Raw genomic sequence first — 22,320 nt, 5'->3', positions numbered from 1 at the left:
TCGCCAATTGGGTGGCCCTTGGCTTCTGGCTGATCGGCTGCAAGGCAATGACCACATCAGGGCGTAGAGTAGCAGTAGCGAGCAGCGTATCCAGCTCTTCAATATGGTGCTCGGTGGCCACCGGATGCTTGATCTCGTTGGCCCGCTCCAGCGCCGAGACCAGCACAGGCAGCCCCCCTTTCATGCCAATTTTGGGGGAGACGGTCACCCAGGTCTGCTCATGGGTCTTGATCTCGCTGGTGCCACTGGTTTCAATCTGCACCTGATAACCCGCCGCCAGCAGGGCAGACGAGAGTTCGTGCAGATCGTAGAGGCAGGGCTCGCCACCGGTGATCACCACATGGCTCGCCTGATAACCCAGGTCGGTAAAGCTCTTGATAATCTGCGCGGTGCTAAGTTGGCTCCAACAATCGGATTCGTTGGAGCGATCCAGCACCGCCGCCTTGCCCACTTCACGAGCCGGATCAACAACCCAAGTATGACGGGTATCGCACCAGGGGCAGCCCACCGGGCAACCCTGCAGGCGAACAAAGATGGCCGGCAGGCCGGTAAAGATGCCCTCCCCCTGGATGGTCTGGAAAATCTCGTTGATTGGGTAGTGCATCTCGATCACGGCTTGTTGCAAAAGTCGCGGATTATACCCCAAGCCACGACAAGACGCAGGCTCACTCTGCGCTTTTCTCGCCCAGCCCGGTTTTCTCAAACAGTCTGGCCATAATGCCCGCCTTGTCGGCTAGATAGTTGTTCAGGCCGGGGTCTGCTGGCGCACCGTGTCGAGGTGACCATAGTGATCCGCCAGTGCCCAGGTCTCGGCCTTGTCGAGCCACATCAAGGGAGTTTCAAAACGGATGCCGCGATCCAACCCCAGCGACACCGCCTGATTGAGGGCCTTGACGAACTCGTCACGGCAATCGGGATAGCCGGAGAAGTCGGTCTCGCAGACACCGGTGATCACAGCTTCGGCGCCCACCTGATAGGCATAGATGGAAGCCAGGGTCAGGAACAGGATATTGCGACCCGGCACGAAGGTGTTGGGCAGCCCGTTATCCTGCAGCTCGCAGCTGACCGGGATGTCGTCACGGGTCAGGGCAGAGACCGCCAGCTCATTGAGCAGCGTCACATCCATCACCTTGTGGGCGGCGATCCCCAGAGCACTGCCCAGACGACGCGCGGTGTCGATCTCTTCCCGATGGCGCTGGCCATAGTCGAAGGTGATGGCGTGCACTTCATCATACCGGGCCAATGCCTGTACCAGACAGGTGGTGCTGTCCTGACCGCCACTGAAAACCACGACTGCTTTTTTCATCTTGATAACTCCTTCAAATGTCACGCGCGGCGGCCTTCGGCAAAGTCCTGCCACTGGGTATTCAACCGGTTAAACAGGGTCAGCAAGGGCGTATAGTGCTCCGGCCTCCCCTCCCACAGGGACAAGAGGTGATAGCCCGCCTCTATGGTAGAGAGGGCATCGGGAAAGGGTTTCTTACGAATGGCATATTGACCGGCAATGGCACCAATGCCGATGCGGGGCAAGCGGGCCAGTGCCGGGTTGCTCTGCAACATGCGATAGGCTTTGCGCCAGGTGCCGTCAAGCAAGATAAAGGCGACGGATGCGGAGCCAGAGGATTCACTCTCCCACTGTTGGCGAAGATCGGTCAGCGAAATAGCATCCTCATCCGGCCAGAGTAGATAGCAGCGACGGGAAAGATCTGCAAGCAACCCATTGAGCCACTCATCGCGGGAAAAGTCCTCCCCCACATGGATCTCGCACTGTTGCAAAGAGGCCGCCAGCAGTGCCGCGGTCCCCTTGGGATGTGCCACCTCGTTGGGGTGCTGCAAGATGTAGAGGGGCGTGTGATTGTCAACCGGCACAATATAATCGCACAGGCAGGCTTTGAGGGCTCGGGTGCAACGTGTACAGTATCGACTGTTCTTGTCGTTGGACTGTTTCATGTTGTCAGACAAATCTGGATTGCTCTGGGTTATCACGCTCTCTCTCACCAGCTTGCTACTCTTCTTTACCGTTCCCAATCTTCAGCTCTCCTTCGATCGGCCCTTGATCGCCGGGGGCGAAGGGTGGCGGATCATAACAGGCAATCTGGCTCATACCAATCTGTGGCACCTGCTGCTCAATCTGGGCGGCCTCGCCATCCTCTATAGCCTGTTTCGCGACTATCTGGGTGGGGCTCGCCTGCCGCTGCTGATGTTGCTGCTCTGGCTGGCAGTGGGCTTGGGGATCTGGTGGTGGTGCCCGCAGACCCAGTGGTACATGGGACTATCCGGCTCGCTGCATGGTCTGTTTGTCTGGGGGGCAATGCAGGATATCCGCCACGGACGCCGCACGTCGGGCTGGCTACTGTTGGCAGGGATGGGGCTCAAGCTGGCGATGGACTTCTACAACGCAGGAGAGAGCCCGATATCCACCCTGATCAATGCCAAGGTACACATCGGCTCTCATCTTATCGGGGCAGGTGCAGGCCTGTTGCTCGACCTGCACCGTGTATCACTGAGTGAGCCTGTTACGCACCAACCAGCTCGGCATTGATGCTGGCCAGCATGGCGGCCGGATCGGCAGCCTGCGTAATGGGGCGACCGATAACCAGATAATCGGACCCCGCCTCGACCGCCGCTTTCGGTGTCATCACCCGGCGCTGATCCCCAGCCGCTGAACCGGTCGGGCGAATACCCGGGGTCACCAGCTTGAAATCTTCGCCCAGCAAGGCTTTCAACTCATGGGCCTCGTTGGCAGAGCAGACAACCCCATCCAAGCCGGATGCCTTGGTCAAGGTAGCCAGCCGGATCACCTGCTCGGCAGGGCTCACATCCAACCCGAGGGGGATCATGTCGGACTGCTCCATGCTGGTCAGCACGGTCACGCCGATAAGCAGGGGGGCCTTGTCGCCATAAGGCAGTAGCGCCTCTTTGGCGGCACGCATCATCCGCTCACCACCACTGGCATGCACGTTGACCATCCAGACACCGAGCTCGGCACTGGCTGCCACCGCTTTGGCAACGGTATTGGGAATATCGTGAAACTTCAGATCCAGAAAGACATCGAATCCCTTGGCCACCAGCTGGCGTACAAACTGCGGGCCAAACAGGGTAAACATCTCCTTGCCTACCTTGAGACGGCACTGGGCCGGAGAGATACGTTCAACGAACGCTAAGGCATCTGCCTCGTGCTGATAATCCAGCGCTACCAGTACTTTGGGATCTTGCATCTCACATCCTATTGCTTGTTATTCACCGTCCAGACCGCGGATCGGCTTGATGGAACCCCACTGGCGACAAGACGGGCACTGCCAGAACAACGAGTGAGTGGCAAAGCCGCACTGCCGACACTTGTGGGTTGACTTGATTTTTATCTGCTCGCCGACCAGCTGTTGCAGCAGTTCGAGGCTCTCCTTGGCAGGCCCCTCCTCCGCACTGGCCAGTTGAAAACCCACCAACTGGTAAAAACCTTTCATCGAGGGATGACGACGCAGCTGACGCAGCACCAGTGAACGGGCCTGGCTCAGGCCATCACGCTCTTCAACCAGCTTGGCAAGGGCCAGGGTCACGCTGACACCGGCGTGATCTTCCACTGCCTTCTCAAGCAGCGGGATCAACGCAGGCGTGCGCCCCAACTGCTGATAGCACTCGAGCAATTTGGGCATCGCCTCGGAGGCAAAGTCGATATCCTGCTCGAACACACGCAGCAGCTCCTTGCTGGCCTGCTCATACTCCCCTTCCGCCATGGCAAGCTCAGCGAGGCGCAAACTGGCCCGGGCACATGCCGGATTGATACTGAGCGCCCGTTTGAGCTTGGCCAGCCCCTCCCCTTTATTGCCCTCACGCAGCGCGATCTCGGCTTGTTCGCAATAGAAATGGGAGATGGGGTCGGCCAGCTTCTTGCCCTGGAATTTTTGCAGACGCACCGCCACATCGATGGCTTTATCCCAATCCCGCAACTGCTGATGGATGATCAACAGCTGTGCCAGCGCCGTCTCTTCAAAATCGCTGTCGTCACACAGCTCATTCCAAAGCGCTTCCGCCCGGTCCAGCAGACCAGCAGCCAAAAAGTCGCGCGCAAGCTCCTGCAGGGCAAGCTGGCGCTGCTCCCGGGTCAATTGGCGGGTTACCAGGTTCTGGTGGATCTTGATGGCACGATCGACCTCCCCACGCTGGCGAAACAGGTTGCCGAGGGAGAGGTGTGTTTCGATGGTTTCACTGTCCACCTCAAGCAGTTGGATAAAGAGATCCACCGCCTTGTCGGATTCATCGGACAGCAAATAGTTGAGGCCCGCCACATACTGGCGGGAAAACTGGTTACTCTGTTTTTGGGTGTCCTGGCGAACACTCCTGCGGCCCATGTACCAACCATAACCGGCGGCGATGGGCAACAGCAGGAAAAGCAGTTCAAGCATTGAGGAACATTATTCCTTACCCGGTGACCGGGCCAGCTCCAACTCGCGGGATTGACGACGCATGGTGCGGTTGAGGGTGCGGTTTTGCATTTTCAGGCGCAGGAACAGCAGGCCGAATACCAGCCAGCCCAGCAAAAAACCGCCAGCGAAGAAGAAGCCCAACAGCATGGCAAGTGAAAACTCACCCTGAGCGATCAGGTAATTGAACTGAACCAGCTGGCCATTTTGTGAGCCCAGCGCCAGGGTCAGAACAAACACCAGCACCAGCGGAATGAGGGCCAAAATACGCTTCATAAGAGCTCCCTGTCAGTATCTAATGAGAGGCTGATTATCCTTAAAATCGCAGGCAGACTCTAGAGTGAATGGGAAAAGAGTTTAAGAAACAAGACGATTGGCACAGGAATCGGTGCCAAAAAGAAAAAAGGCATACCCGAGGTATGCCCATTTCTGCATTATTCAATGATGTTGACGCGCTCGCGCAACTCTTTACCAGGTTTGAAGTGCGGGACATATTTCCCGGTCAGTTCAACCTTGTCCCCAGTCTTGGGGTTGCGGCCCACACGGGGCGCACGATAGTGCAGTGAAAAACTGCCAAATCCGCGGATTTCAATCCGGTCGCCGTTTTGCAAGGTCGACGCCATCTGCTCAAGGATCTCCTTGATGGCGGCTTCGACATCCTTGGCCGGCATATGCATGCGGCTGGCTGCCAGTTGTTCGATGAGATCTGATTTGGTCATAACGTTAAATCTCCTTCCCCGATCACATGCAATATTCATTTTGCCAGGATAAAAAAGGGCGGCGCAATGCCGCCCTTTTCTTGCATCAAGGATTACTCACCCTTGGCGGCTTTGAACGCTTCCATCATAGCATTGCTGAACACAACTTCTTCTTGCTGGTTCAGGTTATCGATAGCAACACGCTCATCAGCCTCGTCCTTAGCACGGACAGACAGGCTTACGGTGCGGTTCTTACGATCAACGCCCATGAATTTAGCTTCAACTTCGTCACCAACAGACAGCACCAGAGTGGCGTCTTCTACACGGTCACGAGCAGCGTCGGAGGCACGCAGGTAGCCTTCTACGCCATCAGCCAGTTCGATAACGGCACCTTTGGCATCAACCTCGGTAACCTTACCCTTCACGATAGCACCTTTCTTGTTGTCAGCCAGGTACTTGTTGAACGGGTCTTCTTCGATCTGCTTGACACCCAGGGAGATGCGCTCACGCTCCGGATCCACTTGCAGAACAACGGCTTCGATCTCGTCGCCTTTCTTGAATTCACGCACGGCTTCTTCGCCCTGGTTGTTCCAGGAGATGTCAGACAGGTGAACCAGGCCGTCGATGCCGCCATCCAGACCGATGAAGATACCGAAGTCAGTGATGGACTTGATCTTGCCGGAAACACGGTCGCCTTTGGCGTGAGTTTCGGCAAACAGCTGCCACGGGTTGGATTTGCACTGCTTCAGACCCAGGGAGATACGACGACGCTCTTCGTCGATGTCCAGAACCATCACGTCAACCACGTCGCCAACGTTAACAACTTTGGACGGGTGGATGTTCTTGTTGGTCCAATCCATCTCGGATACGTGTACCAGGCCTTCAACGCCTTCTTCGATTTCAACGAAGCAGCCGTAGTCGGTCAGGTTGGTCACGCGGCCAGACAGACGGGTGGTCTCCGGGTAACGCTTGGCGATAGCAACCCAGGGATCTTCGCCCAGCTGCTTCAGACCCAGGGATACACGGGTACGCTCGCGGTCGAACTTCAGAACCTTGACAGCGATCTCGTCGCCAACGTTGACGATTTCGGAAGGATGCTTAACGCGCTTCCACGCCATGTCGGTGATGTGCAGCAGGCCGTCAACACCGCCCAGATCTACGAATGCACCGTAGTCGGTCAGGTTCTTGACGATACCCTTAACTTCTTGACCTTCTTGCAGGTTAGCCAGCAGGCTTTCGCGCTCGGAGGTGTTCTCGGTCTCGATCACGGCACGACGAGAAACAACAACGTTGTTGCGCTTCTGGTCCAGCTTGATGACTTTGAACTCGAGTTCTTTGTTTTCCAGGTGAGCGGTGTCACGGATCGGACGCACGTCAACCAGAGAACCCGGCAGGAAGGCACGGATGCCGTTCAGTTCAACGGTGAAACCACCCTTGACCTTGCCGTTGATGATACCGATAACGGTAGCTTGCTCTTCGTAAGCCTTCTCAAGCTGCAGCCAGGCTTCGTGGCGCTTGGCTTTTTCGCGGGACAGCTTGGTTTCGCCGAAACCATCTTCGATAGAGTCCAGAGCCACGTCAACGGTGTCGCCGACGTTGATTTCCAGCTCGCCCATGGCGTTCTTGAATTCTTCAGCCGGGATAGCGGACTCGGATTTCAGACCGGCGTCAACCAGTACGAAACCGTTCTCGATAGCAACGACAGTACCCTTGACGATGGAACCTTGACGGGTTTCAACGGCGTTCAGGGACTCTTCAAAGAGTTGAGCAAAAGATTCGATCATTGTTTATGTCACAAATGAAACATCCACTTGCAATCCGGCACAAGCGGGGCTGTTTTAAATAATCTGCGCCTTCCTTGGTGCAGACGACCGGATGTCAGCTTGCGCTGGCATCACCAAGTTGTTGCTCTGCATAGGCGAGCACTGTTGCCAGCACTTCATCTATGGTCATGGCGGTAGAGTCTACCACCAGAGCATCTTCTGCCGGTTTCAGGGGGGCAGTAGCGCGATTTCTGTCGCGATCGTCACGTTCCCGAATCTCGGTTAAAAGACGCTCAAAGTTAACATCAAAGCCCTTATCTTGCAACTGCTTATAGCGACGCTGGGCCCGTTCTTCGGCACTGGCGTCGAGGAAAATCTTCACCTCGGCCTCGGGAAAAACCACGGTACCCATGTCACGACCATCGGCAATCAGACCCGGGGCCTGACGAAATGCCCGCTGACGGCGCAGCAAGGCTTCGCGCACCCGGGGGAAGGCGGCGATTTTACTGGCAGCATTACCCACTTCTTCGGTGCGGATGGTGCGGGAGACATCTTCCCCTTCCAGGATCACCTTGACCAGATCGCCCTCAACCTGAAATTGCACATCCAGATTGGCAGCCAGTGGCACCAGTGAGGCTTCACTGTCCAGCTCTACATCGTGATGCAGGGCGGCCAGGGACAACACCCGATAGATGGCGCCCGAGTCCAGCAAGTGCCAACCCAGCTTCTCAGCAAGCAGCTGACACAAGGTGCCTTTACCTGCACCACTGGGGCCATCAATTGTCATTACGGGGGCCATCTGAGGCATAACTTCTCTCCTGCACTGTGTTGCTCCCATCCCGAAGGGGTGGGTTAATGGGCGCCGATTATACCCGAATGTGGTGAGCCTGGCAGTCATCAATCCGCACAAAGGGCCAAAACCCCGCCGGACAGCTGTGCTTGTATCTCATTTGGAGATTTCATTAAGCAATGCAGGGACTTGTTCTTATGGTCGTTCCTGACAAGGCGCGCTAAACTGGCCCCCTTTTTTGAGCCGTTAGTAGTAAGGAGCAACCTATGAGCAGCGTTACCCTCGTGGCCAAATCCAACTTGCCAACCCCCTGGGGCACCTTCACGCTGGTAGGTTTTCAGGAAACCGGCACAGGCAAAGATCACGCCGCACTGGTGATGGGCGACATTACCGGTGAAGAGCCTGTGCTGGGCCGGATCCACTCAGAGTGCCTGACCGGCGACGCCCTGTTCAGCCTGCGTTGTGACTGCGGTTTCCAGTTGCAGGCGGCCATGGAAAATATCGCCAAAGCCGGTCGTGGCGTGTTGCTGTATGTGCGTCAAGAGGGCCGTGGCATCGGCTTGCTCAACAAGATCCGCGCCTATCACCTGCAGGATCAGGGGGCCGATACCGTGGAGGCCAACGTAGCCCTTGGTTTCGCCGCCGATATGCGCGACTACACCATCTGCGCCGATATGCTCAAGCAGCTTGAGGTCAAGTCTCTCAAACTGATGACCAACAACCCGCGCAAGATGAAAGCCATGGAATCCTTCGGTATTCCGGTGGCCGAACGGGTACCGTTGCAGGAAGGGCGCAATCCCCACAACGAGTTCTATCTGTCGACCAAGGCCAACAAGCTGGATCACATGCTCAAAAAATGAGCCTGCATTGACGAATGCCAGATAGTCAAACGCCTCCCAATCGGAGGCGTTTTTCTTGGAACGACCACACATCAACCCTGGCTATAGCTGTGGTACGGTCAGATTGGCCAGCAGAGCTTCAAGCTCTTCGCCAGTGCGGGCAGCACAGTATTGTTCGACCCGCTCGCGGGTCAATTGCGGCGCGAGACGTTCAATCAGATCGTAGAGATAGCCGCATAAAAATGCCCCTCTGCGCAACCCGATAGCGGCCACACAGCCTGGTAGCCAGGGCGCCGTTTTGAGCACCAGATCGCCATCGCGCTGGGGCTCCCAGGCAAAAGTTGCCATCACCCCGATGCCCATCCCTTGTCTGACATAGGTCTTGAGCACATCGCTGTCGCTCGCACAGCAGGCGATCCGGCTCTCGGCATGAGCGCAATCAGTGCCATGAGCTGTGGAGAGCGCCCTTCCATCGGTCACCAATGCAAACTCCACCAGCTCGGCCGAGGTCAGCGATGTTGCTTTGGCCAACGGATGATCCTTGGGTAGCACCAAGCCCCGTTGCCACTGAAAAGAGGGGAGCATGAGCAGATCGCTCCCCTCCTCCGGTTCATCCGCCAGCAGCAGATCGGCCGCGCCATCATGCACGGCTGCGCGGCACTGCGCCGCACTCCCTTGCATCACAGTTACGGCAACTTTGGGAAAGCGGGCCATGAAACCCTTGAGGATGGCGGGCAGAATATAACGGGCTTGCAGATGAGTGGCGGCAATGGTGAGGGTTCCCTGCTCCGGATGCACATGCTGCCTGGCCATGACCTTGATGGTGGCGACCTTGTCCAGCACCTCCGCGGCCACTTTGATCACATCACGACCTATGGGGGTGATTTGGGTCAAGTGTTTGCCGCTGCGCTCGAAGATCTGGATCCCCAGCTCATCCTCCAGCATCCGCACCTGTTTGCTGATCCCGGGCTGGGAGGTAAAGAGGCTCTCGGCGGTGGCCGACAGATTCAGCCTGTGGTTGGCCACCTCGACGATATAGCGCAATTGCTGCAATTTCATGGTGTAGCCCTCAAGCGAACCCACCGTTAATAGTAACAAACTTTCAGCAATGGCCCGCCGCCATCAGGCCGGGCGATCCTTAAGTAGAAAATCGCGCAAGGCACGGTTGGCCATGGAGAGCGGATCGCCACGCCGCCACGCCACGCAGAGATCGAGATAGATGGGCGGGTCGAAGGGCACGCCACTCAGATCTGGCTCCTCTTCCAACACCATCCGCAAGAAGGTGGTCACCGCAAAGCCTTGCCGCACCACCGCCTTGAGCAGAGGGATAAGATTGCTCTCGAAGGCGATATCGGGTTCAACGCCCAGGCTCTGGGCCAGCGCCTCCATATGCTCCCGGTGATAAAAGCCACGGCGAAACAGCGCCAGCTCCTGAGCGAAAAACTGCGAGAGGGTGACGGCCGATGCGCCACGCAAGGGGTGATCGTCCCCCACCACCATCAACATCTCTTCGCTCAGCAGATGTGCCCCCTCAATGGCGGGGGGAGATCACTGGTGATGAGAATGGCCAGATCGAGGGAGCCATCCACCATCCGGCTGAGCAGCTCACGGGTGCCGGCCTCTTCGACCCGGATCTTGAGGCCGGGATAGCGATGCTTGAAGGCCATCAGACGAGGGGGGAAATAGTAGGAGCCCATCATGTAGGGGATCCCGATCCGCACTTCCCCCCGCTCCAGCCCCTTGAGCTCGGCCATCTCGGCCTCGGCCTGATGCATCTGCAACAACAAGCGCTCGGCATGGCGACAGAGCACCTCTCCCTCCGGGGTGAGCCGTACCGCCCGATCCTGTCGATCAAACAGGCGCAATTCGAGCTGCTGCTCCAGCTTGGCGATGGCCATGCTGATGGCCGGTTGTGCCACATGCAGACTGTTAGCTGCCTTGGTAAATGAGCCGGCATCCCTGACCGCCAGCAGATAGGTGAGCTGTTTCAGATCCATGTATCAATTTATCTTATGAGATAGATAACTTAAATATATTATATTTATAACCGCAAGGGCTCTACCCTGACCAAAAGTAGTCAGGACAATACGCAATGATTGAAGTTGGAAGTCGCGAGTGGATACGTGCAACCCAGGCCCTCAGCCTGGGCTCTTTTCTGGTGTTTCTGAATCTCTACCAGACCCATCCCCTGTTACCCCTGATCGCCGAGGTCTTCTCGGTCAACTCCCTCTCGGCCAGCTGGACCCTGGCAGGATGCACTGCTGGCCTCGCCGCCTCCCTGCTGATCTGCGCCAGACTGGCGGATCGCCATGGCCGTCGGCAAGTCATGCTGGGTACCCTCACCCTGGCGATCCTGCTCTCACTGTTAATCCCGCTGGTTGAGCAGTTTGGCACCCTGCTGCTGCTACGCATCCTGCAGGGCGCGCTGCTGGCAGGACTGCCCGCGACCGCGATTGCCTATATGGGGGAAGAGTTCAGCAAACGGGCGCTGCTCTCGGCGGTGGGTGTCTATATTGCCGCCAACTCCCTCGGTGGCATTGCCGGTCGGGTGGTCGGCGGTCTGTTGGCGGGCTGGTTTGGCGACTGGCAGCATACCTTTCTGGGGATCGGTGTAATCAGCCTGTTACTGCTGCCGCTGGTCTTCTGGCTGCTGCCCCATCAGACCCGCTTTGTGGCGAGCGCCCCCGTTCGCGGCCAATTTGCTCGCGCCTTGCAACAACACCTGACCAATCCCTTGCTGGTAGGGGCCTATCTGATTGGCGGCCTCAACTTTATGGTGTTTCTGAACCAGTTCAGCTACCTCACCTTCTTGCTGGCCAAGCCCCCCTTCTCCCTGCCCACCCAATGGCTCGGCATGCTGTTTCTCACCTATCTCTCGGGGACTGTAGCCTCCTCACTGAGCGGCCGCTTTGCCAACCACTGGGGGGCACAACGCATGCTGCTAGTGGGGATCGCGCTGATGGCTATCGGCAGTCTGTGGCTGCTGCAAGCTAGCCTGCTCGGTATCCTGAGTGGCTTGCTGATCTCCAGCTTCGGCTTTTTCCTGGCACACGCCTGCGCCAGCGCCTGGGTCGGTCATCATGTCGAACACAACCGCGCCCTCGCCTCCTCCCTCTATCTGGTGGCCTACTATCTGGGAGCCAGTCTGGGTGGGCTTTACCTGCACCCGTTCTGGGAGCAAGGCGAGCTGGTCGGTCTGGTCATGGGAATTGAACTGGTCCTCATCCTGACGGCGGGCTTGAGCCTCTGGCTCGGCCGTCTCAAGCAGCGAAGCCAGTCGCCACTGCCCGCCCAGCAACCCCACCGACACGGGTAATTGGTTCAGCGCAAACAGGGTCACTCACGAGCAGATGGCGATCTCGCAACCCTGCACCGCCAGATAACAAAAGGGGTCACACCGGTGACCCCTTTTGCTGTGTTATTCAAGAGCCTGTCAGGCTCGCACCGCATTTAGAGCAGGATCACTCCTGATCGAAATAATCCGCAGGCACCGCGACCACTGCACCGGTCTCCACCTCTTCGGCGATCACCTCAGCCAGCGAGCGCAGATGAAACTTGATCTGTCCGGAGGGCAACATCAGGCCAATATCGGGGTTGCGGGTATCCTGCATGTTGCCGGTTTTGAATGGCAGCTCGGGATAGCACGCTACCAGATCTTGCAGTGAAGTGACCACCAGCTCGATATGTTCCAGCCCCGCCTGATGGGCGCGACCCGGTTTCGGCGCTGCCAGCTCGATACAGGGTACCTGTACCTCACCAGCCAACAGCGGCTGATGCAACTGATAAGTGGCGATGGGACGTCCGCCAATCATACCCTCCACCAGCAAGGTACCTGCCTCAGCCAGCACAGCACATAGCGCGCGGTACTCCTGCAGGGTAGCCGCCCGATAACAGAGGTGATCGACCGTTGGCTGTGAAATTGTGACGCCAGTGGCGGCCAGTTCGGCCAACAGCTGAGAAACAAATGGGGCCATTGGCCCCAGTGTGGAATCGAGTGGATGGGACATGCTTACCATTTCTTCTTGGGTTGAAACAAGACATCGAGCTCGTCGGCTTCCTTGTCCTTGATGTTTTGCAGATCCTGCGCGCTATTTTGCTGCTGCAGCTCTTCAAGCTCCTTGAGCCCCTGACGCATATCTTCTTCACGGGCCAGCAGATAGGGATCCTTGTCGCCCACGCTCGCCATGGCCGACAGACCCTTGGTATAGAGCTGGCGGCATGTACCATATTGGCCCTGAATGCGGGCATCCATCGCCCGCTTGACCAGATTGGAGATGTTGATCTTGAGCTGCATCAGCTCGAGGCGGCGCTCTTCCTGAGCAAATCCCTGAGGGTCAATCTTGCCCTTGTTGTGCTCGACCCGCAGCACGGCCCGCATCTTCTTGACCAGCTGCAGCATCTGGATCGCCTGACGATCGGACTCCGGGGTCTTGAACTGCCCCTCATCCTGCACGCTGTAGTTCTCCTGCACATTCTTGATCTGGGTCTGTACATCAACGATGCGCTGCTTGATCTGATTGTTCGGCATCACCTGGGCGATAGCGCGATAGGCATCGAGGATCCGGTGCTGCAACAGCAACACCATGTTCTTGGAGAAAGGCACCAGATTGACGTTCAGCAACACCTCTTCGGTCTCGTCAGCCACCGTCTTGTGTCTGGCAACGGCGTGACGCTTGTCCGCCTCTGCCTTCTGCTTATATTGCTGCACCACGTTATAGGCGATAACCAAAAACAGGAGTGCGCCAATAGACAGCAATACCAAAGTTAAAATCATAGGATGTCCAAACCCCTGTTCCTATCCAATTGCGTGATCCTACAACAGCTTACCCACTTAAGGTAGCCTGCAGATCCCCCCTTGCCCACGATTTGTCACCAAGCTGTGCCCCCGGTCTCAGGGAGAGATTGCAGGATCAGGGGATGATGACCATGACGGTCACCTCCCCATAGTATCGCCCATCAGCGCCATTACTTGAGGTTAAAGCCCCGCGATTGCAGGAATCCCAGCATGAAAGGGCGGGACTCCTTGCCCAGAATGGCGCGGATCTGGCCGCTCCAGGTCTGCTGCTTGTTGTTGCTGCTGCGGGCCTGATAGTAGTCCGCGATCTGCTGATCGTACCGGGCCAGCAGGTCGCGATCCAGCTCGTGCTGGTAGCGCTCCTGATGCACCACCAATCCCCTGGGCAGACGGGGTTTCTGCTCCGGCTGCTGGGCAGGATGACCAAGGCAGAGGCCAAACAGCGGGATCACCTGATGGGGCAAGCCGAGCAGTTCGCTCACCTCGGCCGGATGGTTGCGAATGCCGCCGATATAGACCCCGCCCAGCCCCAGCGACTGCGCCGCCAGCAAGGCGTTTTGCGCCATCAGGGCGCCGTCGATGGCACCGATCAGCAACTGCTCCGCATAGGGTTGATTGCCCGCCAGCATGGCCAACTGCTGACGCGCCTCGGGCTCGCAGACTCGCACAATACTGGTCACCTGCAAAAAGCTCGAGGTCGAGGCTGACTGGGCGGCGGCGAGTATGGCATCCAACTGCTGCGGTGCGATCGGCTCGGCAGTGAACTGACGAATGGAGCGATGGGAAAGGAGAAGATCGATGGTCTGATTCATGGCACCTCCAAAATGAGGTAACACCATAGCGAAAAAAACGAGGGAGCCCAAGGCTCCCTCGCACACCCAGCTTAAGGGGCCGGATAGACGTAAGGGGCTTGCAACCCGAGCGGGAAGCCGAGCGCCCAGTAGAGCAGCAGGAAAATCGTCCAGCTCACCAGGAAGGCCAGCGAGTAGGGCAGCATCATGGAGACCAGGGTACCGATCCCGGTGCTCTTCACATACTGCTGGCAATAGACCACCACCAGCGGGAAGAAGACCATCAGCGGGGTGATGATATTGGAAGCAGAATCCCCGACCCGATAGGCCGCCTGGGTCAGCTCGGGGGAGATCCCCACCGCCATCAACATGGGTACCAGGATCGGGCTGATCAGCGCCCACTTGGCGGAGGCCGAGCCGACTACCAAATTGACGGTGGCGGTGAGCAGGATCATCCCGACGATAGTCACCTCACCGGGCAGCGCCAGCGCATGGAGCACTTCGGCACCGGAGAGGGCCAGCAGGGTGCCCAGATTGGAGTCACCAAACGCCTTGATAAAGAGCGCGCAGAAGAAGGCCATCACCATGTAGGAGCCCATCTTGTTCATGGTGGCCGCCATGGCATCGATCACATCCTTGCCACTCTTGAAGCTGCCTGCGACAAAGCCGTAGACAATCCCGGGCAGGATAAAGAGCAGGAAGATGAGCGGCACTATGGACTTCATCACGGGTGCAGCGAAGGTGGTAAGAGAGCCATCAGCAGCACGCAGCGGTGAGTCGCTCGGGGAGAGCGCCAGCGCCAGCAGCACGATAGCCGCCAGCATGGCAAAACCGGCCCAGTTGAAGGCTCGGCTCTCTTGCGCGCTGTAGCGCCCCATCTCGTCGGCACTCTCCAGATCCTCGTTGAGCGCCACATGCTTGAGGCGCGGCTCCACCACCTTTTCGGTGATGAACCAGCCGACACAGATGATCAGCAGCGAAGAGGCACCGGTAAAGATGATGTTGCACAGGGTGTTGACCATGTAGTCAGGATCGAGCAACTGAGCGGCGGACTGGGTAAAGCCCTGCAGCAGCGCATCCCCGCCGGAGGGCAGGAAGTTGGCGGCAAAACCGCCGGAGACACCGGCAAAGGCAGCGGCGATCCCCGCCAGCGGATGGCGTCCGGCAGCGTGGAAGATGATGCCACCGATGGGGATCACCAGCACATAACCCGCATCTGCGGCGGTGTGGCTGACGATCGCTACCAGGATCAGCATGGGAGTGAGAAAACGGGCAGGCGTCACTTTCAGCAACTTTTTCAGACCGGTATTGATAAAACCGGACTGCTCGGCCACCCCGACCCCGAGCATGGCCACCAGCACGATCCCGAGCGGGGCAAAGCCGGTAAAGGTGGTCACCATGGTGGAGAGAAACTCGGCCAGACCGGCACCGGTCAGCAGGTTGTTGACCACTACCGCCTCCCCGGTACGGGGATTGACCAGATCAAACTGGAATTGTGACAACACCCAGGAGCCGACCCAGACGATCAGCAAGGCGTAGAGGAACAGCATGGCGGGGTCGGGTAATTTGTTCCCGGCTTTCTCGACGCCATTGAGGAAACGGTTCAGCCAACCTTTGGGAGGGCTGGCCGGACGGTCATTGACAGCAGCATGACTCATTATTGCGATACTCCTTTCCCTAGAAACGAGGTCGCATGCTAGCAATTCCAGCCAATCCGTCTCATGACCGATCGCAAAAGAATGATTAATTTTGATTAAATATTGCGGAATAAAATCCCAAGTTGTGGCCTAACGCACACTTGTTACTCTGCCATCACGGCATCTAGCAGTGGATAACGCCCGACCTGGCACTCCACCACAAAACCGCTCGCCTCGACTTGCGCCACCGTCAGCGGCTTGCTGAACAGATATCCCTGGAACACATGGCACCCCTGGGTCTGCAGGGCGGCCAGCTCGTGAGGCTCCTCCACCCCTTCCGCCATGATCCCCAACCCCAGATTGGTGGCCATGGCCGCAGTCGCCCGGATCACCGGCAAGTTGAGACCGACCACGAAGGAGCGATCCAGCTTGATGTTGTTGATCGGCAACCGGTTGAGATAGGCCAGCGAGGAGTAGCCGGTACCGAAATCATCGATGGCAATCTTGATCCCCTGCTCGCTCAAATCATCGAGAATGCCGAGGCACCCCTTCATATCGAGCATCAGCACGGTTTCGGTCAGCTCCAGCGTCAACAGGGAGGCATCCACCCCGTGCAGCTCCAGCTGCTGGCGAACTTGCCCGGGCAAGGCCGACGAGAGCTGGAAACCGGAGAGGTTGACGGAGACCGGCACCCGCTGATGGAAGCGCTTCTGCCAGCTGGCGACCTGTGCCAGCGCGGTGGAGAGCACCCAGCTGCCGATCTCGCGGATCAGCCCCATCTCTTCGGCCAGCGGGATAAACTCCACCGGCGACACATGGCCGAGCACCGGGTTGTACCAGCGCAGCAGCGCCTCGTAACCGATCAGACGCCGTTTGGCGGCATCGACCTGCGGCTGGTAACAGAGGCTCAGCTCCTGGCGGCCGATGGCCTTGGCCAGAAACTGTTTGAGATTGAGCTTGCGCTGCAGGGTCTGCTGCATGCTGGGGGTGAAACGCTGCCAGCGCAGCCGCCCCATCTGCTTGGCCTGATACATGGCCATATCGGCACGGGTGATGAGGTTGTCCCCGTCATCCGCATCATCGGGATAGATGGCGATACCGATACTGCCGCCGATGGTCACCTCCGGCAGCCCGCTCAGTTGCAGCGGCTTGGTCATCTGGGAGAGCATCTGATCGGCCACCTCTTGCGCCCGATCCCCCTGATTGCCCAGCGGCACCAGTGCTGTGAATTCATCGCCACCGAGGCGAGCCAGCTCCACATCCCGCGGGCAAATCTGTTTGAGGCGACCGGCGACCCGCTCCAGCAGGCGATCTCCCGCCTTGTGGCCGTAGTTGTCGTTGACCAGCTTGAAGTTGTCCAGATCCATGAACACCAGCGCGAAACGCTCCCCCAGCCCGCAATAGGCCTCAAGGGATTTCATCAAGCCATACCGATTGAGCAGGCCGGTCAGGGAGTCGTGCCAGGCGAGGTGGCGATGCTCCAGCTCCTCGAGCTTGCGATCGGTAATATCCCGCATGGTGAGCAGAATGCGGGCCCCCTGCTGGATATAGCGGAACTGATACTGGAACCAGCGCATCCCCTTGAGGGTACGGCACTCCCCCTCGGTCACCACTTCATCGAGACGGGAGAGCTTCTGGTAGAAGCTGTCATCATTGCCGGAGAAAACCTGGGAGAGCTTGGCGATCTGGTGGCCGAAACACATTTCGAAGTGATAGTTGCCACTCTCGAACACACCATGGCTATCGAACAGGCAGGCAAGGGTATCGCCGGTTGCCAGCGACGACTCCTGATAGAGGGTATCGGAGTCGAGCACCGCTTCGGTCATCATCATCAGCCTGCCAGCCAGTTGAATACCAGATAGGCGCAGATAGATCTGCTTCTTGACCCCCTTTGGGGAGAGGGTCCACCACTCGTTGTAACTGCGCCCCTGCTGAAAATCACCCAGATAGCGCTGCAGCAGCAGATCGATGGCGGTTGCCATATCGGCAGAGAAGTCGCGGGAGCAGAGTTCGTCTAGAGACGTCGCCTCCCACACGGAGAGCGCGGCGCTGTTTGCCCAGAAAATATGGTGATGCTCGATGTCATAAACCCAGATCGGGGTATGCAGAACATCCATCGTCTTCAGTAACCGTTCGTCAAGCGTATTCATCTGGTCAAGGTCATTCATGCTGGATGGTCACTGGTTAACCGGAAAACAGATCTGGCAAACCGCTAGCTGCAGAATGCAAGGTGCAAATACCTCTCGGCCATTATCCCTTTTCACATAGCCAAGAGCGGACAAAACTATTTCAGATATCAACAACAGGGCAGCCCGTACGGCAATACTACAAAGGACTCAGCCAAGGACCCTGTTAATCCAAGCAAATCATATAGTCGATTTTTAACTTTTTTCCCCAGTAAAAACAAGCACTAAGAGCTATCCACTCGAGACCTTGAAAGAGCAATTGCATATTTGCTGCGACAAATTTTTTATTAACATTTAAATCAATGGTGGAAATAGTCATCACTCTCTGTCACAAAGCTTCCATTAATTAACCAAGCGGATGGATAAACAGCCAAAAAAACGCCAAAACGGACAAAAATAGTTCACTAAGGCGGAATTGATATACCCCAAATTCATTTTTCAACAGGCAATGAGCAAAACCCGAATATATGATCTGCATCACATTGGCAGTGGATGGCAAACCACCCCGGCTGAGTACGCAGAGCAACCCGGTGCCCTTCCATCAGGTTGCAATATCGGCCTTCGCCTGCGGTTATAGCGGAACAAATCAGGGAATATGGCAAACATCACTGCCGCAGTACCATTTGGCATCGTGCCGGAATAATCACCAGCTCGGGGAAACTGAGATGACGGGCGGGTGGAGAACTGGTATCAACAGAAATCGAATCCAGATCAATTAAACGCTGAATTACCCTTGCCAACCCGGAACGCTCTTTTTATGGTTGCCCCCTTGTTACACCCAGAACAGCGTTTATGAAGCACATCGAAGAGTTCTACCTGTTCGTCAAGGTGGTGCAAGAGGGAGGATTCTCCCACGCTGCAGCCGCACTGGGCATGCCAACAGGCACCATCAGTCGACGCATTTCCCAGCTGGAAGAGCAACTGGGTTGCTCCCTGCTACATCGCTCTACCCGCAAGCTCCGCCTTACCGATGATGGCCTCAGATACTACGAACGTCTCTGCACGCCACTCGCACAAATCGAGCAGGCCACCAGCGAGATCCAGGGTCAAGAGGCCGACATCACCGGGCTTATCCGGGTAGCGGCGCCCATCGCGCTCTCCAACACCATCCTCATCGATATGCTGGCCGAATTCGGGCTGCACTATCCCGAGGTACAGTTCGATATCACCCAGACCAATGATCACCAGCACCTGTTCGACAATGATCGGGACCTGGTGTTCTTCAACGGTGAGCTGCCCCAGTCGCTGCCCAATGCGATCTGTCTCGGCCATATCGAGTACGGCCTGTTTGCCTCACCACTCTATTTGACCAAGAAGGGCACCCCCTCCCATCCCAACCAGCTGGAAGAGCATGATCTCATCTACTGCTGGCCTCACCAGCACTGGCAGCTGACCGACAAGGATGGCCAGAGCGTCTGCATCAAACGCAGCGCCAAACTGACCGTCAACCAGACCCAGGCCGCGGTACGCGCAGCCCGGCGTCATCTGGGGATCGTCAACGCCCCGCTGCACTATCTGAGCAGCTTCCTCCATGACGAGCAGCTGGTGCCGGTACTGACCGACTGGCAAACCGGCAATCGCCCCTTCTACATGTTGTGTTGCCAGCACCAGTTCGCTCCGTTGCGTGTTAAGATGTTCGTTGAATTTGTTGAAAAATACTCAGCACGCTATCGCAATCGGCAGTGGGACAACCAATTTTCACAAGGTGATAGCCTCACCCATTGCATCTGACCGTTAGCGGGCCACACTTATAGCATCCCTTGCCAACAGAGCCTGCCTAACGCCATGAATGTATTGATATGTGATGACTCCGGGTTCGCCCGCAAACAGCTGGCGCGGGCGCTCCCGGCCGACTGGAAAGTCGATTTGCACTACGCAGCCAATGGTCTCGAAGGGATCGAACAGGTGCTGATGGGTCATGGCGATCTCATCTTCCTCGATCTGACCATGCCGGAAATGGACGGTTACGGCGTGCTGGAGACCCTCCAACGGGAGGGTCTACGCAACAAGGTGATCGTGGTCTCCGGGGATATCCAGCCAGAGGCCTATCAACGGGTCATGGGGCTGGGGGCGCTCGATTTCATCAAGAAACCCGCCGCCCCAGAAACCCTGCTCGCCCTGCTCAAAAAGCATGATTTCTGGAGTGCCGCCCCAAGCGGTCAAGCAAGCGCCCCCGAGCTGCAGCCAAACGGCGTTGTAGCCGATGCAGGCGTCAAGATCACCCCCGAAATCCGCGATGTCTATCAGGAGCTGGCCAACGTCTCCATGGGTCAGGCCGCCGACTTGCTGGCTCGTCTGCTCAACGCCTTCGTGGTGCTGCCCATCCCCAACGTCAACGTGCTGGAAGTATCAGAGTTGCATATGGCCCTCTCGGCCGCTGCGGATTCAGATACCCTCTCCGCCGTCTGTCAGGGGTTTATCGGAGCGGGGATCGCCGGTGAAGCGCTGATCCTGTTCCATGACTCCAGCTTCAAAGATTTGGCCAAGCTGATGAACCATCAGGGGACGCTGGATCGCACCGCCGAACTGGAGCTGCTGATGGATACCTCCAACGTGCTGATCGGCGCCTTCCTGCGTGGCTACGCCAACCAGCTCGACACCCCCTTCAGTCAGGGACACCCGGTGGTGCTCGGCCAGCACAGACCCATCAACGAGCTGATCAACACCAACAAGAGTCGCTGGCGCCGCACGCTCGCCATCGAGATCAACTACCGGATCCAGGATTACGCGGTGCAGTGTGATCTGCTGCTGCTGTTTACCGAAGATTCCATCGCCACCATGAACAACAAAATCATGCACATGCTCTAGGAGTGACTATGGAAATCCGTGAATTTCATTGGCTGATGAACATAGTCCAGAACCTGGACGTAGGCTTGGTTGTGCTCGACAAGGAGTACAAGGTACAGGTGTGGAACGGCTTTATGGAGAGCCACAGCGGCCGACTGGCCAGTGACGTGCGCGATGGCGTACTGTTCGAGCTCTTCCCCGATGTGGACAGAGCCTGGTTCGAACGCAAGGCCAACATGGTCTTCAAACTCAACAACCGCGCCTTCAGCACCTGGGAGCAGAAGCCCTATCTGCTGCGTTTCTCCAACTACCGCCCCATTACCGGCTCGGCCCCCCACATGTTCCAGAACCTGACCCTGGTGCCACTGGCCGATTTCGGCGGTCAGGTGACCCACATCGCGGTGATGATCTACGATGCCACTGATGAGGCCATGCTGATGAGCGGCCAGCGGCAGGCTTGAGCTTGCAGCAAATAACAGAGGGCGCCGCGGCGCCCTCTGTTATTTCGGTATGAACAGGTCTTGGTATAACCTCTACCTCACCAGCCGTCTCAACGCGCCCCGAGATACTCGGTGAAGGCGTCGATCACCTCTTCAATATCGTCATCGTTGATTTGCAGATGGGTCACCAGCCGCAGCTCGCCGTAACCGGAGAAGAGGATCCCCCGCTCCTTCATAAAAGCGAGCAGAGGGGCCGATTCCCCCTCCCGCAGCCGCAGGAACACCATGTTGCTCTGCACCAGCGAGAGGTCGAGCTCGATGCCCGGGAGTGCAGCCAACCCTTCGGCCAGCCGTTTGGCACGGCGGTGATCATCGGCCAGACGGGTCACATGCTGCTCGAGGGCAAACAGACCGGCTTGCGCCAGAATCCCCGCCTGACGCATGCCACCCCCCAGCATCTTGCGTAGGCGGCGCGCACGGGCGATGAAATCGTGGCTGCCCACCAGCAGCGAGCCCACCGGTGCGCCCAACCCCTTGGAGAGACAAATCGAGATGCTGTCAAACGGTGCAGCGATCACCCCGACCGGGGTCTCGCTGGCCACGGCGGCGTTAAAGAGCCGGGCGCCATCGAGATGAAGCTTCAAGCCGCGATCGGCAACGAATGCCCCCATCTCCTGCAGATAGGAGAGCGGCAGCACCTTGCCGTTGTGGGTGTTCTCAAGGCAGATCAGGCGAGTCTGGACGAAGTGGGCATCATCAGGGGCCAGCGCAGCCTTGATATCATCGAATGCCAGCGTGCCATCGCGCTGCATCGGCAAGGGTTGCAGGGCTACGGAGCCCAGCACGGCACTCCCCTGCGCTTCATAGCGATAGATGTGAGCGGCGTTGCCGAGGATAGCCCCCTCACCGCGCTGACAGTGGCTCATCACCGCCAACAGATTGGACATGGTGCCGGACGGCACAAACAGCGCCGCCTGTTTGCCCAGCAATCTTGCCCCAAAGGCCTCCAGCGCGTTGACGCCCGGATCTTCACCATAGACATCGTCACCGACTGCGGCGTGGAGCATGGCTTGACGCATGGCGTCAGTAGGCTGGGTGACGGTGTCACTTCGTAAATCGATATAGCGCATGAGATCCCTCCTGAAACAGGAGAGTGACGTTAGCCATGCGCCC

The 22,320-nt window shown here is 57.7% G+C and carries 21 protein-coding genes and 2 pseudogenes; 6 read left to right on the top strand and 17 right to left on the bottom strand.

What is annotated here, in order from left to right; translation table 11 throughout:
* The 3 genes and pseudogenes from queE to ACTG2W_RS21945 form a co-directional block, all read right to left on the bottom strand.
* The coding region (queE, locus tag ACTG2W_RS21955; protein WP_440016533.1) for a 7-carboxy-7-deazaguanine synthase QueE at positions 1-604 on the bottom strand (604 nt) is incomplete at its 3' end.
* A 61-nt stretch (positions 605-665) separates the two neighbouring features.
* Positions 666-1,306, bottom strand: a pseudogene (queC, locus tag ACTG2W_RS21950) (7-cyano-7-deazaguanine synthase QueC).
* A 20-nt stretch (positions 1,307-1,326) separates the two neighbouring features.
* Positions 1,327-1,950, bottom strand: coding sequence for a tRNA-uridine aminocarboxypropyltransferase (locus ACTG2W_RS21945; RefSeq protein ID WP_106844488.1), 624 nt, complete (start codon positions 1,948-1,950; stop codon positions 1,327-1,329).
* Between ACTG2W_RS21945 and rrtA the strand changes: the two genes are divergently transcribed.
* Entirely contained in the window at positions 1,949-2,542 is a 594-nt protein-coding gene (gene rrtA / locus ACTG2W_RS21940; RefSeq protein ID WP_440015963.1) for a rhombosortase, read from the top strand. The two genes, ACTG2W_RS21945 and rrtA, sit on opposite strands and share 2 nt — an antisense overlap.
* Here rrtA and pyrF read toward each other — a convergent pair.
* The 6 genes from pyrF to cmk form a co-directional block, all read right to left on the bottom strand.
* Positions 2,517-3,218: an orotidine-5'-phosphate decarboxylase gene (pyrF, locus tag ACTG2W_RS21935; RefSeq protein ID WP_040069331.1), complete on the bottom strand. Its 702-nt coding sequence runs from the start codon at positions 3,216-3,218 to the stop codon at positions 2,517-2,519. The genes rrtA and pyrF overlap by 26 nt on opposite strands.
* An 18-nt stretch (positions 3,219-3,236) precedes the next feature.
* Positions 3,237-4,403: a lipopolysaccharide assembly protein LapB gene (gene lapB / locus ACTG2W_RS21930; RefSeq protein ID WP_005351163.1), complete on the bottom strand. Its 1,167-nt coding sequence runs from the start codon at positions 4,401-4,403 to the stop codon at positions 3,237-3,239.
* Positions 4,404-4,412: 9 nt separating this feature from the next.
* Positions 4,413-4,697: a LapA family protein gene (locus ACTG2W_RS21925; protein WP_005337143.1), complete on the bottom strand. Its 285-nt coding sequence runs from the start codon at positions 4,695-4,697 to the stop codon at positions 4,413-4,415.
* A 158-nt stretch (positions 4,698-4,855) separates the two neighbouring features.
* Complete coding sequence (gene ihfB / locus ACTG2W_RS21920; protein WP_005299934.1) at positions 4,856-5,140, bottom strand: integration host factor subunit beta; 285 nt, start codon at positions 5,138-5,140, stop codon at positions 4,856-4,858.
* Positions 5,141-5,232: 92 nt separating this feature from the next.
* Positions 5,233-6,903, bottom strand: coding sequence for a 30S ribosomal protein S1 (gene rpsA, locus ACTG2W_RS21915; RefSeq protein WP_005337148.1), 1,671 nt, complete (start codon positions 6,901-6,903; stop codon positions 5,233-5,235).
* A 94-nt stretch (positions 6,904-6,997) separates the two neighbouring features.
* The gene (gene cmk, locus ACTG2W_RS21910; protein WP_019444698.1) at positions 6,998-7,690 is read right to left on the bottom strand and encodes a (d)CMP kinase; all 693 of its coding nucleotides are present in this window, start codon (positions 7,688-7,690) and stop codon (positions 6,998-7,000) included.
* A 248-nt stretch (positions 7,691-7,938) separates the two neighbouring features.
* On the opposite strand from cmk, the gene ribA reads away from it, so the two are divergent.
* Complete coding sequence (gene ribA / locus ACTG2W_RS21905) at positions 7,939-8,532, top strand: GTP cyclohydrolase II (protein ID WP_106844489.1); 594 nt, start codon at positions 7,939-7,941, stop codon at positions 8,530-8,532.
* Positions 8,533-8,613: 81 nt separating this feature from the next.
* Here ribA and ACTG2W_RS21900 read toward each other — a convergent pair whose 3' ends face one another.
* Both ACTG2W_RS21900 and ACTG2W_RS21895 read right to left on the bottom strand, forming a co-directional pair.
* Positions 8,614-9,570, bottom strand: coding sequence for a LysR substrate-binding domain-containing protein (locus tag ACTG2W_RS21900; protein WP_106844490.1), 957 nt, complete (start codon positions 9,568-9,570; stop codon positions 8,614-8,616).
* A 63-nt stretch (positions 9,571-9,633) separates the two neighbouring features.
* Positions 9,634-10,508: pseudogene (locus tag ACTG2W_RS21895) on the bottom strand (LysR family transcriptional regulator).
* A gap of 95 nt (positions 10,509-10,603) precedes the next feature.
* Here ACTG2W_RS21895 and ACTG2W_RS21890 point away from each other — a divergent pair.
* Positions 10,604-11,827, top strand: coding sequence for an MFS transporter (locus ACTG2W_RS21890; RefSeq protein ID WP_106844491.1), 1,224 nt, complete (start codon positions 10,604-10,606; stop codon positions 11,825-11,827).
* Positions 11,828-11,972: 145 nt separating this feature from the next.
* Here the strand turns inward: ACTG2W_RS21890 and ACTG2W_RS21885 are convergent, their stop codons facing one another.
* The 5 genes from ACTG2W_RS21885 to ACTG2W_RS21865 all read right to left on the bottom strand — a co-directional run bounded on the left by ACTG2W_RS21885 (position 11,973) and on the right by ACTG2W_RS21865 (position 17,851).
* A complete protein-coding gene (locus tag ACTG2W_RS21885) occupies positions 11,973-12,527 on the bottom strand; it encodes a VOC family protein (RefSeq protein ID WP_181281704.1) in 555 nt (184 codons plus the stop codon).
* Complete coding sequence (locus tag ACTG2W_RS21880; protein ID WP_005337161.1) at positions 12,521-13,285, bottom strand: hypothetical protein; 765 nt, start codon at positions 13,283-13,285, stop codon at positions 12,521-12,523. The genes ACTG2W_RS21885 and ACTG2W_RS21880 overlap by 7 nt, the downstream gene beginning before the upstream one ends.
* 191 nt (positions 13,286-13,476) lie before the next feature.
* A complete protein-coding gene (gene nfsA, locus ACTG2W_RS21875; RefSeq protein WP_429195653.1) occupies positions 13,477-14,118 on the bottom strand; it encodes an oxygen-insensitive NADPH nitroreductase in 642 nt (213 codons plus the stop codon).
* 71 nt (positions 14,119-14,189) lie between these two features.
* Entirely contained in the window at positions 14,190-15,755 is a 1,566-nt protein-coding gene (locus ACTG2W_RS21870; RefSeq protein ID WP_106844494.1) for an AbgT family transporter, read from the bottom strand.
* 143 nt (positions 15,756-15,898) lie between these two features.
* Positions 15,899-17,851 (bottom strand): putative bifunctional diguanylate cyclase/phosphodiesterase, encoded by a 1,953-nt coding sequence (locus ACTG2W_RS21865; RefSeq protein WP_013723827.1) that lies wholly within the window; start codon positions 17,849-17,851, stop codon positions 15,899-15,901.
* Positions 17,852-18,712: 861 nt separating this feature from the next.
* Here ACTG2W_RS21865 and ACTG2W_RS21860 point away from each other — a divergent pair.
* Genes ACTG2W_RS21860 through ACTG2W_RS21850 form a run of 3 tightly spaced genes read left to right on the top strand, consistent with a single transcriptional unit; the run spans position 18,713 to position 21,168 of the window.
* On the top strand, positions 18,713-19,651 hold the full coding sequence (locus tag ACTG2W_RS21860; RefSeq protein WP_047438361.1) for a LysR family transcriptional regulator: 939 nt from the start codon (positions 18,713-18,715) through the stop codon (positions 19,649-19,651).
* A 54-nt stretch (positions 19,652-19,705) separates the two neighbouring features.
* Positions 19,706-20,728, top strand: coding sequence for a response regulator (locus tag ACTG2W_RS21855; RefSeq protein WP_106844495.1), 1,023 nt, complete (start codon positions 19,706-19,708; stop codon positions 20,726-20,728).
* 8 nt (positions 20,729-20,736) lie between these two features.
* Positions 20,737-21,168 (top strand): PAS domain-containing protein, encoded by a 432-nt coding sequence (locus ACTG2W_RS21850; protein ID WP_005337175.1) that lies wholly within the window; start codon positions 20,737-20,739, stop codon positions 21,166-21,168.
* A gap of 89 nt (positions 21,169-21,257) precedes the next feature.
* Here ACTG2W_RS21850 and ltaE read toward each other — a convergent pair whose 3' ends face one another.
* A complete protein-coding gene (gene ltaE, locus ACTG2W_RS21845; protein WP_106844496.1) occupies positions 21,258-22,277 on the bottom strand; it encodes a low-specificity L-threonine aldolase in 1,020 nt (339 codons plus the stop codon).
* Positions 22,278-22,320 lie beyond the last annotated feature (43 nt).

Origin of the sequence: Aeromonas sp. 96A, assembly GCF_051919165.1 — a bacterium.
GTDB classification, from domain to species: domain Bacteria; phylum Pseudomonadota; class Gammaproteobacteria; order Enterobacterales; family Aeromonadaceae; genus Aeromonas; species Aeromonas veronii.
The sequence above is the reverse complement of the archived record's forward strand: the minus strand, read 5'-3'. Positions and strand labels throughout refer to the sequence as shown.